Source organism: Paraburkholderia dilworthii, assembly GCF_000472525.1.
GTDB classification, from domain to species: domain Bacteria; phylum Pseudomonadota; class Gammaproteobacteria; order Burkholderiales; family Burkholderiaceae; genus Paraburkholderia; species Paraburkholderia dilworthii.
Genome location: NZ_AWZT01000030.1, coordinates 1 through 13796 on the forward strand (window position 1 = coordinate 1; position 13796 = coordinate 13796).

A 13796-nucleotide genomic window follows, 5' to 3' on the forward strand; every position below is an offset into this window, starting at 1 on the left:
TTTGGCTCAGGCCACGGTGGCGGCTTTGGCTCAGGCCACGGTGGCGGGTTTGGTTCAGGCCACGGCGGCGGCTTCGGCGGAGGCCACGGCGGTGGCTACGGCGGCGGAGGCGGCGGCGGAGGCGGAGGCGGCGGCAGCGGTGGTAGCCACTGACGCAGCGATACGCCTTATCGGAAGGGGGCCGCGAGAGCGGCTTTCCTACCGACGCGAAACGGAGCCACCGAGCCACAGAGCCACGACGCCGGCGAGCGAGCCAGCCGCTCAAGGACTCAAGGACTCAAGACCTGGCCCGCAGTGTGTTCCGCCGCTCACGGATCTATATCGCGAGACGAGACATGCGCGGCGAGGCGCGTCGAAGCGGACGTTCAACTCGAACCGTCCGCTCGACCTGCCAGGATAACAACAGAACTCAAACCGCCTGAAGCGTCGAGGCGTTCTTCCGCAACGGTGCGCGGCTTCGAGTGCCAAAATCCGACGACGCCCGACCGCGACTCGCCTGCGCAGACGAATGCTCGCCGACCCGGAATACGGCTACGGCGTCGCGCAAAACAGCCGCCTGTTCTTCCAGCGATTTCGCGGCCGCAGCCGCTTCCTCGACGAGCGCCGCATTGTGCTGCGTGACCTCGTCGATCTGCGAGACGGCCTTGTTGACCTGCTCGATGCCGTCGCTCTGTTCAAGCGCGGCGGCCTCGATTTCTCCCATGATGCCGGTTACGCGCTCCACCGACTGCATCGCCTCGTTCATCGTGCGGCTCGCTTCGGCCACGAGCGACGCGCCCTGCCCGACCTGAGCCGCCGAATCGCCGATCAACTCCTTGATCTCCTTCGCTGCCGCGCCCGAGCGCTGCGCGAGGCTGCGCACTTCCGACGCCACCACCGCAAAGCCGCGCCCCTGCTCGCCCGCGCGCGCCGCCTCGACGGCCGCGTTCAACGCGAGAATGTTGGTCTGAAACGCAATGCCCTCGATCATGCCGATGATCTCCGTCACCTTGCGCGACGACTCGCTAATGCCATCCATCGTCTCGGTGACGCGCGATACGACCTTGCCGCCGCGCGTGACCGTATCGAGCGCGCCGTGCGCGAGCCGGTTCGCCTGCTTCGCGTTGTCCGCGTTCTGCTTCACGGTCGCCGACAACTGCTCCATGCTCGCTGCCGTCTGCTGAAGCGCCGCGGCTTGCTGCTCCGTTCGCGCGGACAGATCCGCGTTGCCCGAGGCAATCTCGTTGGCGCCTTGCGTGATGGCCGTCGTGCTGCCGCGCACTTGTGACACCGTCTCGACAAGACCGTCGCGCATCTTCGTCAACGCGCTCAGCAACTGGCCCATTTCATTGCGCGACTGGCTCTTGATCGCCACCGTCAGATCGCCTGCGGCCATGCGCTCGAAGTGCTTGACGGTCGCATTGACCGGCTTGATGAGCGCCGCCGACAACGCAACGCGCGCAGCCACGCCGATCACGATGGCGAGCGCGCCGATTGCGGCGAACAGCAACGTCGCGATCTGGAAGCGTTGCGCCGCAGTCTGGGCCTGGCGATGCTGAATCGCGGTCTGCGCACCTTCGAGCGCGCCGATGGCCTTCGAATACGCGGCGTAGAACGCGTTCGCCGTTTCGCCCTGAATATTGCGGAACGTATTGAAGTCGAAGTCGGTGAGCGCCTTGAACTCCGGCTCGATTGCCTTATCGACGAGCGCACTGCGCGCTTGCTCGACGTTCTGCGCGAGCTTCTGCTCCGCGTCGCTCGCAAACGGTCCGGCCATGTAATTGCGGAAGTCCTTGTTCGATTCGACCAGCACCTTATGCGCGGCAGGCAGCAGGTCGTCAGTCTGCTTGCCGACGCTGAACAGCGTTTGATAGGAGCCCAGCGCGAGTTGCACTTGCAGCAGCTTCTCCGAGCTCGCCTTCAGATGCGAGAGCGCCGCCGCGCTGCGCTGCGTGTCGTCGAGGCTGCTATTGGCGAGCTTCAGCGCACCATAGCCGACGCCGATCACGGTCAGCAGAAAGGCAACGAATACGCTGATTACCAGCGTCAGGCCGCCACGAATTGTGATGTTGTTTAGCATTGGGTCTCCGGAACGGTCTTGTCGATCCGCGGCGAGTGCGTCTGCCACCCGTGTCGCCTACACTTCGCCGCATCCAGGTTAACGACCCGGCGCGATCCTCGCTGAATAGGTGGAATCCATGACTGGCGCGGGTTTGCAGCCGGTTTGCGCCTCACTATCTGGGATATTTCGCGGCTTGCGCGAGCCCGGCGCTTTTCGGGGCACTCCGCGTTTCGTTTGTATAATTCGGCGTCTTCGCTCAGGCCACTTTCATGCTTAGTTTTGCGCTCGGTTTTCTCGTTTCACTGCTGATCACGCTGTTGATCGTGCGCTATGCGCATCTGCATGAAACATTTTCGACCGACACCGATCTGGCTGGCGTCCAGAAATTCCATGTGCGTCCGGTGCCGCGCATCGGCGGGACGGGGATTCTGGTTGGGCTGATCGTCTCCGCCGTGCAACTGCACTCTGCATATCCCGCTGTGTCGGGCGGCATTCTCGGACTGATCGCGTGCGGCATGCCGGCCTTCGGCTCGGGTCTCGTCGAGGATCTGACCAAGCGCGTATCGCCGCTCGCGCGCCTCGTCTCTACGATGGCCGCCGCCGCGCTCGCGTATTTCCTGCTGGATATCGCGGTCACGCGCATCAGCGTGCCGCCGCTCGACTTCCTGCTCTCGTATGCGGTGATCTCGTGCGCAGTCACGGTGCTGGCGGTGGCGGCGCTTGCGAACGCGATCAATATCATCGACGGCTTCAACGGCCTTGCGTCAATGGTTGCGTTCATGATGTTCGCGTCGCTCGCTTACGTGGCCTTCCAGGTGCACGATCCGATCGTGCTGTCGGCGTCGTTCATGATGATGGGCGCGGTGCTCGGCTTCTTCATCTGGAACTTCCCGGCGGGGCTGATTTTTCTCGGCGACGGCGGCGCGTATTTCATCGGCTTCATGTTGGCCGAACTGTCGATCATGCTGGTGATGCGCAATCGCGATGTGTCCGCATGGTATCCGGTGCTGCTGTTCATGTACCCGATCTTCGAGACGTGCTTCTCGATCTACAGGAAGAAATTCATTCGCGGCATGTCGCCGGGTATTCCCGATGGCGTGCATCTGCACATGCTGGTTTACAAGCGGCTGATGCGTTGGGCAGTCGGCACGCGCACCGCGCGTGAACTGACGCGGCGCAACTCGCTGACGTCGCCTTACTTGTGGTTGTTATGCCTGATTGCGGTCGTGCCGGCCACGTTGTTCTGGCGACATACGCTGCATCTTTTCTGCTTTGTGGTGCTGTTCGCGGCGACTTATGTGTGGCTCTACGTGAGCATCGTGCGCTTCAAGTCGCCCCGGTGGATGGTGGTGAGGAAAACGAAGCGGTGAGCCGGGTCCAGCCCCGTCACATCGGTGGTACAGCCGGGGTACGTTCGAGCGCGCTCCTACCCCGGTCAATCCCCGAAGCTGAAGTTCGGCGCGTTTTCTCCTTATAACGGGTTGAAAGTCAGACAAACAACCGTGGGTGTTTGAACACAAAAAGGAAGTTGGCGCAACAACTTCCTAACCATTATCGTCAGAGCCAAAAGTCGTGGCTTTAAGGAGAATGGAAGCGTCCAACGCATTTCGCTAACCCTCGTACTAAACAGTCAACAAAAACAGTGATACTGTGACGCTGGACCGGTAACGCATTCCTACGCCTGCCCGCAGTCATCAATCGTCGGCAACGGGATGTACCGGTCGATGTCATCCTGCACCGCCTTCCGAAAGAGAGTCAGTCGCGCCCTTGTCCGCGCGGTCCCGCTTGCGAACCGCCTTGGTGACCTTGCTCTCGCCCGGATACACTCACGCCGTCCCAACCTTGAATACGCGCGAAATCAGCTTCCACACCGACGTTCGGGATGCTCATCAACGCTTCGGCGAATGTCTTGCGCTGAGACGCGCTCAATGCTTTTGCCAAGATTTCGCGGTGCTCGGCTTCTGCGCTGCGCCCACGCGCTGCGGCTCGCTGCCTCAAGCTCTGGACAAGTTGATCGTCTACATTTCTCAACAGCAGATTCGCCATGAATCAGCCCACACTTCGTCGGTCTCCGCAATAAGATCTTGCGTGTGAAGTCCACGCAGTGATAGCAGGGCCGGCCGGCACGCGATCAATTGCACTCCGACTGCGCGAGTGCCAGTCGAGCGGCTGCACTTGAGCGACCAGCAGTCTACGCTTCGTCCTTGTCAAGATGACGCCGCTCACGATCGTCGCTAGCATCTAGCTTATACGTCAATGATAAGGCAAAGCCCTGCACCACTTACCGAGCTCACACACGACCTAGAGAAGATGCATTCTTGAACTGCTGAGATGCGAATAGCATTCGAGGAAGGTCGTTACCTTCAGCACTTTCTGTCAGCCTCTTTAGCACCTGCTGCATTGCCTGCTCGAACTGACGGCGATACATGTACAGAAAGCTTGCGTGGTTGCACTCGATGATAAGTCGGTTTCTGCCACGGCCCTTCCTGATACGAATACGACTAAGGTCAGCTGGTTGCACGTTCGCGCCGACAAGCGCGCGAATTAGATGGTCGCTTGAAGCTTCTCGCATGTGCGAGGTAAGGCGCGTCAGGCGCTGCACGAGCATTTCCCGCCCCCACTGCTTTTCAAGCGCCAGAAACTTGCGGCCGCTGGTGAAACTGACCTCCATTAGGCCCGGAGCGCAAGGCATCTTAAGCATGAGCGCTTCGATGCAAACTGCGTCGCGAACGATTTTTCGAGAAATCTTTAGCTCCCGGGCGCAGCCACTGTAATTGGTCCATCTACCTTCGAGGACGCCGATATGATACCGATCCGAAAGATTTCGCGGCGACGCGGGCGCGCCCTCCGGAACGGCGTTCTTGGCGGTTTTCTTTCCCCTGAGAGCGCGCGTAGTCGCAGCCAGATTTCCTTTCAACGTCGCCAGGGCCACCCTTGTCGAGAACTTGTTGCCAGCGGTCAGATGTGGCTTGGCCCGCTGCGTCACGGCTTCTAGACCATCCTTTGCGATGGTTTCGCTAATCACCCGCACTGCATACGGCGTTATCGCACCGGGAGACTCAAACAGATCTACGATTTCTGCCGGCAGTGCGTCAAGCCGAAGTGCTAACGACAGCTCCGCCGCGCTGATTCCGAGCGTCTCAAGGGCGCCTTTCTGCGTGGTCCACTCACCTCGAGCGAGCCCGTCCTTGTACAGGTGCACAATCAGAAAGCACTTGCGGACTGCTTGCATTATCCGGATCAACTCATTGTCATGCGGCATAACATCTGTCTCGAATGAATAGTGTCGCGAGCCTGATCGTCTGCGAGCCTATACGATACGCGGGTTCGGCGGAATTGGGGGGCCTTCTGTGAACGTAACAGCTTCATAGACAACCACCCGTGCGCGCTCCAGGCAGCTCGCCGCGCGAAGGACCGAGAACCCGCCCGCGGGCGATCCCAAGGAGGACGTTCGATAGAGCCGCACGTGTCAGATCCTTCTCGCGTCGTTGTCTCATCTTCCAACAAATAGCCTCTTTCGCCGGGATCAAACGGTATGCGCGGCGCGCCGCTCGCCTGGCACGAAGGTGACCTGTCTTTTCTGACGGGAGAAGGTTGTTTGCCTGTCGATATGCGTTGAACTGCCGCTTATCACAACTGGGGTCCACCAAGGTGGCGCAACAGGGGAGCGTGGCGCAACAACGCAAGCGACCTGCGCGCGAAAAATCCAGCCATGCGGGCGCGGCGTTGGTGCGTTTCCGCCCCTTCTGCACCGCGGCCAGCGCAGGCGATTCCGACGTTCAGCAGCGTTCCCAGCTCAAGGACGGAGCGTCAAACTCGACCTGCCGTTGCAAGAATCGTGGTAGCGCTAACGCTCTCGCCCGAATCATCCGGCCGTCTTCGCGTGCGAAGTTGACCCATTCCTGCCACGCAGTTCGCCACATCGCTCCGCGCTCAGCCGATATCCAGAAAACATCGATTAACGCGTTACGGGTCCTAGCGTTGCGGCCGATGTTCCGTAACCTCATGATCTCTCAAGCAAAATGAAGTGATTTGCGAAATCCGAAAAGCAAGCCAATCAGCCAGAATTCGCAAATTCAACCGGACATCTGCTGGCTGGCGTCGCTCACGCGTCGTTATGTACCTGAGGACACCCGAGAAGCCCCGATACCTCTATGCCTTCGGCACCTCATGTCGCAGTAACTAGTGCTCCTGTTGTAGCCAGCCCCCCGACCAAACTCCCTTTTTGGCGTCATCACACGACAATGTTGACGTGTGCCGGTGCTGCACGACAATCGCCTGCTACAGGGAGTGAACCTCCGGGCAAGATGGTCAGCCCGGGCGGAAGCTGCGTTTCGGGCGACCGACCTTCGCGCAGGACCTCACAGATCGAATGCGTGGTTGTCCCTAAAGCGCGCGCGGCCCTCCGCAGACTGCCGCGCTGTTCGGTCAGAACCTCCAAGACTTTTTCGCGCGTGAGTATAGGGATGGCAGGCCGCACATAGCCAACTATACGTGTACAACGACGACTGTCGTTCTCGCGCGGCGAGGTCCGTGTCCTTATCCAAGCGTTAAGCAAGCTAATGAGCTGCCGCTTGCGGATCCACAGCAGACACTGGCACCAGTGCTCGCACCGCTCGGCACGCTCTCCGGGCGTCATGTGCTGCGCGGACCACCGGTCTATAAGAAGTTGCAGATGCTTGCCCCTGAAGTGCCACGGACTATGCAGGGCGTAGCCGCTACTACGCAGTGCCTCAAACCCTTCAGCTATTTCAGCGATCCGTCGGCATTGCGCTTCCGGTGACACTCTTTCCTTTATCCGGGTGCGGTAATCGTAGGTTGTGGTGATCCTGCCGCTGGCGAGCCCGCGCAAGTCCCGCCGGAACTGTTCGGGCAAGCCGCTGCAGGCGATAACGTACCGGTAGTCATAGTGGATTGTCATGCTCTTTCCTTGTAATGAACCAGTCATGCGCCCGGTGTTCGCGGGCAAGGACGAACGTGCGACACGGAGGCGAACGCGAAGACGACTCGTTGAGTCGGATCGGCGGAACGAGGCAAGGAATTCATCGGATGTCACGAACCGTGGCTGCATCACGCGGCACAGTCCGGGGACTGGTAGCAGGCGCTACCGGAGCACAGGAACCGGGGTTGCACAGCTTTTTCGTAAACCGGTACTTGCCATTCGCGTCATTTGGCAGCCGTTCGCGTTTGACCCGAACCGTTAGCGCGCTCAGTTGCCTATGACGGAAACCGGCCGCTAAAAGCGTCAACCTCATACAGGTATGGGCATACCGCAATCCCGGCTTAGCGAGGCAATCGCCATTCACAAGGCGTTGCCAGCTGAGGTGAAAATGCTTTTTCCGGGTAACAATCTGACTTTCGCGGCCGGCAAGGAAATAGTGAGGCTGATAGCGCTGCGGGGGGCGGATACTGTTCGCGCGCTCGCAGCCGAGGCGGGCCGCTCGCCGCGTAGGCCGTCACCCCAACTGATGCTGAACCGCCTTGCGGGTATCGATATCCCCGGCGTCGACGTGAGGGTTAGGAAAGCGCCAGGAAAGAATGCAAAGCGCCGCCTGATCGTTGAATTGCACCTTCAAGAGTCGGACGCTAACGTTGCGGCGCTCGAGTTCATGATTGAAATGCTGAAGACAGGTTTGGCATTGAGTGAAGGCCAACCGTGAGGCTTTTTTTGGCTACGGTCAGAACACTCCGACACGCGCCGGCGTCCACGCACCACCTCACTTCATCCTTTACGGAAACGAGAACCATCTCGTCGGCCAGCCGCTGGAAAATAAGGAAATCAGCTCGGCGATGAAATTCCCGACGACGCGATCGCCGTGGTCCTTGTACATCGGCACCGGCCACGTTTGCGATTACGCGGGCATGCGCATCCACATCGAGTGACCGTCGTCAAACATGACCTCGGGTTTGAATTCGGCGCTGCCGTCGACCGAGTAGTCCCAGTTTGTTGATTTCCGCCAGAAACTGACCCAGTGGTTGCCCGCGTCTGTCCGCGCCGTTGGCGACGGTATCAGCAAGTGAACGTCGACGAGGGCATGTATCAACCTTGGCCCCAGTCCGGGCTGTGCGACTGCAGATGCGCCGCGATCCTTCGAGGATCGAGATACCGAGAGTGGCTGCAACGAAAGCGGTTTAGGCGCGTGCGCATGAAATGACGTAACTCACCGCCTTGAAGCATGTTTTCCGGCAACGTTGGATCGAGAGCGCAGTCGGAGTCGGCGAAGACGGCGATGCTTTCGACCGGACACAGGAACTGTCCGAGTACCGCTCGCAAATGGCGTAATACGGGCTTTGCTCTGCGCAATGGAGAGGTTTGAACGCAGACCACACCGGGTCTCTCATGCAGAAGGAGCTCCTCCTCGTTTGCAGAGCGCGCGACTTTGCCGATCCACTCGTACTGATCGATGGCAAACACGCCAAATGCCGATATAGCCAGGCAGTCTACCCAGGTCACCGGGTTGCGCGTGTCAGGGGCATGCTCCAGTAGCACTCCGAGGCGAACGACGCATGCATCGCCGGTTATCCCCTCCAGTAGCAATCGGATACGGTTTGTTAATGGCAAACACACGCGACGGCGCTTTTCCTTCCACGGAGCTTGATCGGCGTCCCACCCTTCAGCGGCCGCACTGGGATCCTTCCACAACGCCGCGGCAGAGGTTGCGTTATTACCGGCCAGAGGATGCAGCGACTTTATCCGTTCCATATGTTCTCCGTTGATTGACTGAAGGGGGTGGTAGACGGCAGCGTGAGTTCGCCCCGCTCGTCTCTCCTCAGGACGCAGCGCAGCTTTCGGTGGCGCCACATTTCGCAGCGGGGCAAACACGTCGCTGAGCAGCGACGACTCTGGATAGCTTCAGCGTGCCATGCGTGGCGGAATGTCAAGGCAACGTCGAACGACCGAGGCAGCGAGCCCATGCATCCAGCGAAGAAATTCCTTCGATGCGTAACCCGTTGCCTCTGCTCTTCAACGCAACAAAACGTGAACGCGCGCCCGTTTGGATGTTCGCTGCTTCCGCCGAAAGCCAGGCGAAATTAGTGATCATTCGCTTCCCTATTAACCTCATCGGATCGGTACAGTTGGTCGGTCAAGCAGTGTTGTCTTCGCCGCGGCCAACAGCCTGCGACCGCCTTGGCTCAACGTGATAAAGCCGCACAGGCAACGCTGGCCACAGCAGTGCTCTGAACAGGCTGCTGCGGGACGAAAGTCTCGGCACGCCGAGCAGTTTGAACCAACAGGAGAATGTGAATGAAGGTATCGGGCATCTGCCGTCGACATCGGTTACGGCCACGCCAGACGAGCCGTTTTCGTTAGTCGATAACTCACCCTGAGCCGATGCGGAGGCTGTGTCGCGGCAGATTGCCCCCTCTCAGGCGCGAAGGACGACTGACTGAAAATTGCCGCAGTAAGCAGGGACTCGGTGGCCGCGACGGCCCCATATGATGGCGGGCACTGATGTGCTCCCCGACACACGGACGAGGTGAAGATGTCTGCAATTCTTGATGTGCGCGAAGCCGTGGACAAATACCGGCTGCCCGCTGACTTCAAGGCGGTGCTCGAAGAGCTGCTCGAGCGTAATGTGGACCGTGCGAATAGCGCGGCAACGGGGAGCCCGAAAACGCTCTCGATGCAGACGCAGAAGTGCCGAACGATGACGCTCGGCAAGTCATTTGAGGAACTGCGACAAAACGGCTTCGCCTTGCAGTCTCCATACTCACTGAAGCACAAGCACGTCCAGTTCCTGGTGAACTTTTGGTTACGTAGGAAGCTGACGCGTGGCACCATCGAGAATAAACTGACGTACCTGCGAGCTCTTGCTGACTGGACGAGAAAGCCCAAACTTGTCGGCACGCTCGCCGACTATGTCGACAGGGAAAATCACGATCTACTGCGTTCGCACGTCCCCCGAATCGATAAGTCGTGGGTGGCAAACGGCATTGACGCCGAAACGAAGATCAAAGAGGTGGCTGCGACCGACCGCAACGTCGCGGTGCAGCTAAAGCTTCAGGCGGCATTCGGTTTGCGGGTGGAGGAAAGCTTTCTGCTGCGACCAGCGCAGGCTGTACGCAATGATGGGTTATTGCATGTCACACGTGGCACGCCGGGCGGCAGAAACCGGCTTGTACCGATCGGCCTCAGGCTCGCGGTGCTCGAGGAAGCAGCGGAGTTGTCGAATCTTTACACCGGCACCACAATTCCGCATGGTTACACCAAGCAACAGTGGCGCGACCGCTATTACCACGTGCTGAGAAAGCATGGCGTCAGGCATTCTGGCATTGGGGTAACCAGTCACGGCCTGCGACATCAGTTTCTACAGCAGATGTAGGAGACACTTGCTGGCGCGCCTGCACCAATCAAACAACAGCGCGAAAGCGCCTCGGCTAAACTGCACAGGGAAGCGAGGCAACGTGTCGTCCAAGCTGCGGGGCACAGCGACGTCTCAAAGTCGAATGCCTACCTAACGATGAGAAATGCTGCGACAGTAAGGGTAAGTCGCGAGCTCACGCCGGAGGCCGCAAAGCGAGCAATCGTGGAGGCGCGGGGAGTCAAGAGCCAAGCCGCGGCAAATCTGGGAATTTCGCGGCAGGCTCTCTACAGATTGCTTGAACGGGACCGCTAGTAAGAACCTGTGTTGTCTTCTTTGCAAGTAGTGGTTGCCGTTCGCATTTCCCTTGATGGCAACTGCAAGCTCTAATGCCGGCACAACCGCTCCTGTCGTAAGTGGTCGTCCAACCCGCGATGACGAACGGAGGGCTGCGCGGCAGTGACGCGACGCTGCCACTTATGAGGCAGGGGTTTGCGGCGCCCCCCGACTTTTTGTTAGCGGCGGTGTAAAAGCGCCATTAGATGGCGGCGCAAAGTTGAGTAGAAACGTCAACAACAGGGGCGGTTATGGGCCGCTGTTGTTGGGCGATGGCGATCAGAACGGATTGTCGATGTCGCGAGGGTGAGGATTGTCGGGAGGCGCGCGCTGTTCGTGCAGCAGGTCTTGAGCGGAATCTGGTAGTGCGAGGCGATACGCTCGCGTAGTTCGTCGATGAGTTCCACGACGGCGAGCGCCTGATCTGCGGACCAGTTGTCCGAGATCAGGAAGTCCAGGCCGTGAGTGATGCCCGAAGGCAGGTGCAGGCTCGTCATGATTTCTGCTTCTCCATGCGTGCCGCGCTGCGTTTCTTTGCGCGCTGCTCGGCCCGTTCACATGCCTCTTTCACCCGGTAGGACTCGCCTTCGATCGCGACGACTTCGGCGCGATGCAGCCGGTCCACCAGCGCGACGTCGCAGGCTGCGTTCAGAAATACCTTCGACCATTCTGCGAACGGCCGGTTTGTGGTGACCACGGTGCTCGCAGCGCCATACCGGCGGCTGATCAGCTCGCACAGCAGGTCGGCGTGGCGATTCGAGTAGGATAGGTATCCAACCTCGTCAATTACGAGCACGTGAGGCGTGGCGTACCGGTGCAGCCGCCGGCGTATCGCTGAGTCACTGTCAAGTGCGGCGAGCTCACCGAGCATCTGGCCAGCGGTTGTGAACAGCGCCGTATGCCCGTTGACGAGCGCCTGGTAGGCGAGGTTCAGCGCCAAGGTCGACTTGCCCACGCCGTTGGCGCCGATCAGTGCAACGTTGGCGGTGTCTCTGACTAACTCGAGCGACATCAGTCTTCGACAGCGGCCCGGTCGCAGCGCGTGGGCCAAGCCCAGTCAAAGTCACACAGCGGTTTGAAGCTGCCCAGATGGGCATCCCGGAGGCGTCGCTCGAGCGAACGGCGGGCACGCTCGTCCTCTTCCCACTGCAGCAGCGGTGCAACCCAGCCGGCGTCAGTGAGATCCGGCCAATGCGCCAGCAGCCCGTACAGGCGCAGCGCGTTCGCGCGCTCCTGCAGGTTCTCAGGCGAGCTCATCAGTACCTCCCGTTATCTGGTCGTAGATGTTGAGCCGGTGAGGGGTCACCAGCGTGTCCTTGCTACGCACGTGCTCGGGCAGATTCACCGTCACTGGCGGCGGTACTTTGCGCGACTCGCGCCGACGCTCCAGCGCCAGACGCACCGGATTCTGATGAGGCGCGGCATCGCTGGAGAGCGTTTCCTCGATCGCTGCCTGCAGTTGGGCGGCACCATAACGGTCGAGCGGCCGCAGCAGGTGGGCGGTGATATTGCCCAGATTGGCGCCGCGTGTAGCCGCGCGCAAGACGAGTGTGCGACTGGCCGGCGCTGCGCGGGCGAGATGGTCGAGGCCGCGATGGTGACGGGCTTCGCGTTTGGGTGCAACGAGGATGTCGATGTGCGCGGCAATCTCGATTTGCGCGCCGCGATCGTAACTGCGCACATGAGTTGCAAGCAGATCGGCGCCGTCGGGAATGCGCACGTGCCGGGGATCGGCCCGGACAGTGAGCACGCGCCGCACGTGGGTATGCGGGATCGTGTAGCCGTTCAGATCGAAGCGCACATATGTTGATACGCGCATAGAACTGACCCACTTCCGCTAGAAAATTTGGAGTGAACCCCTGAGGCTGGACCGGGGTTTGGCCAAAAACTAAGCCGCTTGCTGGACGAGACGATCCTCAAATTGGGTGGGCGACAGATAACCTAGCGAAGAGTGCATACGTCGTGCGTTATAGACATCTTCGAGAAACACGGGAAGCCTGGACGTGACGTCCGCGAAGGTCTCGTACCCAGCGAGATAGATTTCCTCGACCTTCAGGGTCTTCATAAAGCTCTCTGCCTGCGCATTGTCATACGGGTTCCCGACTGCACTCATTGACCCAATCAGACCGTATCGTCCAGCGCCTCCCGGTAGGCCGCACTGGCGTATTGACAACCCCTGTCGCTATGATGAATGCAGCGGCCAGGCTTGGGTCGTCGGCTCTCGACCGCAACGTCCAGTGCGGCAAGCGCCAGTTCTGTATCGATGTAACGACTCACGGCGTAGCCGACGATTCGTCGACTACAGGCGTCAATAATTGCGGCTAGGTACGCAAACCCGGACACCAGTCCGATATACGTTATGTCCGCCACCCACACCTCATTCGGGTTTGCTGGAATCCGGTTGCGATACAGGTTAGGAAAGACCGGATTACTGTGATTGTCCGTTGTCCGAACGAAGCGGCGTCTGGGCTTAACACCCAGATGGCGCTCACGCATGACCCGCGCAATCCTCTTGTGGTTGACCCTGTAGCCTCGATGGCAGAGCTCAAGGGTCACGCGACGATAGCCATATCCAGGAAATTCGTCATGGATGTCGCCGATCAGATCAACCAGCCGGTCATCTGATAGCGCCGCTTCGTGTGCCTTGGAGCGGTAGTAGAAGGTGCTACGTGCGAGGTCGATCATTTTGCATCCTTGCCTGATCGAGCAGGATGGGGGCCGCTCACAATGGATGATGGCGCGCCGTCGTTCACGAGACGCAGCCTCGGACTTTTTTTTAAGTAGATCAAGCTCCATTGTCAACTGTCCAACCTTGCGTTCCAGCGCGGCGACCTTCGCTTCATATTCCGCAACAACGCTCGCCGCGGCCTCTTCTTCGTTCAGATCGCCTCGGTCGTACTGCGTCAACCAGAGCTGTAGAAGATTGGCAGAAAGCCCATGAGTTCGGCTTGCATCACGGCGCCCGATCTTGCCTGTGCGGATATCCGTGCACAATTGCAGCTTGAACTCGCCGCTGTGGCGTCGATAAGAACCTCTTGCTGGCATGACCTTCTCCTTCAAGTGAAGGCCCAACAAGCGTATCACTTTCCGAACTTCGCCCGGTCCAGCCTCAGGGG

General features: G+C 59.8%; 12 protein-coding genes and 2 pseudogenes. 4 read left to right on the forward strand and 10 right to left on the reverse strand.

The genetic code is table 11. From position 1 onward, the window contains the following. Positions 1 to 409 precede the first annotated feature (409 nt). Positions 410 to 2059, reverse strand: a complete 1650-nt coding sequence (locus F759_RS0123015; RefSeq protein ID WP_027801942.1) for a methyl-accepting chemotaxis protein — start codon at positions 2057 to 2059, stop codon at positions 410 to 412. A 251-nt stretch (positions 2060 to 2310) separates the two neighbouring features. On the opposite strand from F759_RS0123015, the gene F759_RS0123020 reads away from it, so the two are divergent. Next, entirely contained in the window at positions 2311 to 3411 is a 1101-nt protein-coding gene (locus F759_RS0123020) for an MraY family glycosyltransferase (protein WP_027801943.1), read from the forward strand. A 385-nt stretch (positions 3412 to 3796) separates the two neighbouring features. Here F759_RS0123020 and F759_RS38320 read toward each other — a convergent pair whose 3' ends face one another. The 3 genes from F759_RS38320 to F759_RS43690 form a co-directional block, all read right to left on the reverse strand. Beyond that, positions 3797 to 4087, reverse strand: a complete 291-nt coding sequence (locus F759_RS38320; protein WP_051377418.1) for a FitA-like ribbon-helix-helix domain-containing protein — start codon at positions 4085 to 4087, stop codon at positions 3797 to 3799. Positions 4088 to 4331: 244 nt separating this feature from the next. Then, the gene (locus tag F759_RS0123030) at positions 4332 to 5273 is read right to left on the reverse strand and encodes a hypothetical protein (protein WP_152530692.1); all 942 of its coding nucleotides are present in this window, start codon (positions 5271 to 5273) and stop codon (positions 4332 to 4334) included. Positions 5274 to 6275: 1002 nt separating this feature from the next. Beyond that, the gene (locus F759_RS43690; RefSeq protein WP_051377419.1) at positions 6276 to 6962 is read right to left on the reverse strand and encodes a hypothetical protein; all 687 of its coding nucleotides are present in this window, start codon (positions 6960 to 6962) and stop codon (positions 6276 to 6278) included. A 340-nt stretch (positions 6963 to 7302) separates the two neighbouring features. Here F759_RS43690 and F759_RS0123045 point away from each other — a divergent pair, with 340 nt between their 5' ends. Continuing rightward, a complete protein-coding gene (locus F759_RS0123045) occupies positions 7303 to 7701 on the forward strand; it encodes a hypothetical protein (RefSeq protein ID WP_027801946.1) in 399 nt (132 codons plus the stop codon). Next, the gene (locus F759_RS42880) at positions 7685 to 7924 is read left to right on the forward strand and encodes a hypothetical protein (RefSeq protein WP_027801947.1); all 240 of its coding nucleotides are present in this window, start codon (positions 7685 to 7687) and stop codon (positions 7922 to 7924) included. Before F759_RS0123045 ends, F759_RS42880 begins: the two co-directional genes overlap by 17 nt. A gap of 157 nt (positions 7925 to 8081) precedes the next feature. Here the strand turns inward: F759_RS42880 and F759_RS0123055 are convergent, their stop codons facing one another. Beyond that, the gene (locus F759_RS0123055; protein ID WP_027801948.1) at positions 8082 to 8744 is read right to left on the reverse strand and encodes a hypothetical protein; all 663 of its coding nucleotides are present in this window, start codon (positions 8742 to 8744) and stop codon (positions 8082 to 8084) included. A 781-nt stretch (positions 8745 to 9525) separates the two neighbouring features. On the opposite strand from F759_RS0123055, the pseudogene F759_RS38330 reads away from it, so the two are divergent. After that, positions 9526 to 10659 (forward strand): annotated as a pseudogene (locus F759_RS38330) (integrase domain-containing protein). A 254-nt stretch (positions 10660 to 10913) separates the two neighbouring features. On the opposite strand, the gene F759_RS38335 reads toward F759_RS38330, so the two are convergent. The 5 genes and pseudogenes from F759_RS38335 to F759_RS42310 form a co-directional block, all read right to left on the reverse strand. Next, positions 10914 to 11177, reverse strand: a complete 264-nt coding sequence (locus tag F759_RS38335) for a hypothetical protein (protein ID WP_036025041.1) — start codon at positions 11175 to 11177, stop codon at positions 10914 to 10916. Further along, positions 11174 to 11937: pseudogene (locus F759_RS38340) on the reverse strand (ATP-binding protein). The gene F759_RS38335 and the pseudogene F759_RS38340 overlap by 4 nt, the downstream one beginning before the upstream one ends. Continuing rightward, positions 11924 to 12499, reverse strand: coding sequence for a Mu transposase domain-containing protein (locus tag F759_RS0123075; RefSeq protein ID WP_027801949.1), 576 nt, complete (start codon positions 12497 to 12499; stop codon positions 11924 to 11926). Before F759_RS0123075 ends, F759_RS38340 begins: the two are co-directional and overlap by 14 nt. Before the next feature lie 69 nt (positions 12500 to 12568). After that, positions 12569 to 12793 (reverse strand): integrase core domain-containing protein, encoded by a 225-nt coding sequence (locus tag F759_RS42305; RefSeq protein WP_027801950.1) that lies wholly within the window; start codon positions 12791 to 12793, stop codon positions 12569 to 12571. 8 nt (positions 12794 to 12801) lie between these two features. After that, entirely contained in the window at positions 12802 to 13725 is a 924-nt protein-coding gene (locus F759_RS42310; protein ID WP_027801951.1) for an IS3 family transposase, read from the reverse strand. Positions 13726 to 13796: the final 71 nt, after the last annotated feature.

Excerpts from the sequence above, each read along its gene's own strand:
- F759_RS0123015 (WP_027801942.1), bottom strand. The coding sequence starts at position 2,059 with ATGCTAAACAACATCACAATTCGTGGCGGCCTGACGCTGGTAATCAGC.
- F759_RS0123020 (WP_027801943.1), top strand. The coding sequence starts at position 2,311 with ATGCTTAGTTTTGCGCTCGGTTTTCTCGTTTCACTGCTGATCACGCTG.
- F759_RS38320 (WP_051377418.1), bottom strand. The coding sequence starts at position 4,087 with ATGGCGAATCTGCTGTTGAGAAATGTAGACGATCAACTTGTCCAGAGC.
- F759_RS0123030 (WP_152530692.1), bottom strand. The coding sequence starts at position 5,273 with ATGCAAGCAGTCCGCAAGTGCTTTCTGATTGTGCACCTGTACAAGGAC.
- F759_RS43690 (WP_051377419.1), bottom strand. The coding sequence starts at position 6,962 with ATGACAATCCACTATGACTACCGGTACGTTATCGCCTGCAGCGGCTTG.
- F759_RS0123045 (WP_027801946.1), top strand. The coding sequence starts at position 7,303 with ATGGGCATACCGCAATCCCGGCTTAGCGAGGCAATCGCCATTCACAAG.
- F759_RS0123055 (WP_027801948.1), bottom strand. The coding sequence starts at position 8,744 with ATGGAACGGATAAAGTCGCTGCATCCTCTGGCCGGTAATAACGCAACC.
- F759_RS38335 (WP_036025041.1), bottom strand. The coding sequence starts at position 11,177 with ATGACGAGCCTGCACCTGCCTTCGGGCATCACTCACGGCCTGGACTTC.
- F759_RS0123075 (WP_027801949.1), bottom strand. The coding sequence starts at position 12,499 with ATGCGCGTATCAACATATGTGCGCTTCGATCTGAACGGCTACACGATC.
- F759_RS42305 (WP_027801950.1), bottom strand. The coding sequence starts at position 12,793 with ATGAGTGCAGTCGGGAACCCGTATGACAATGCGCAGGCAGAGAGCTTT.
- F759_RS42310 (WP_027801951.1), bottom strand. The coding sequence starts at position 13,725 with ATGCCAGCAAGAGGTTCTTATCGACGCCACAGCGGCGAGTTCAAGCTG.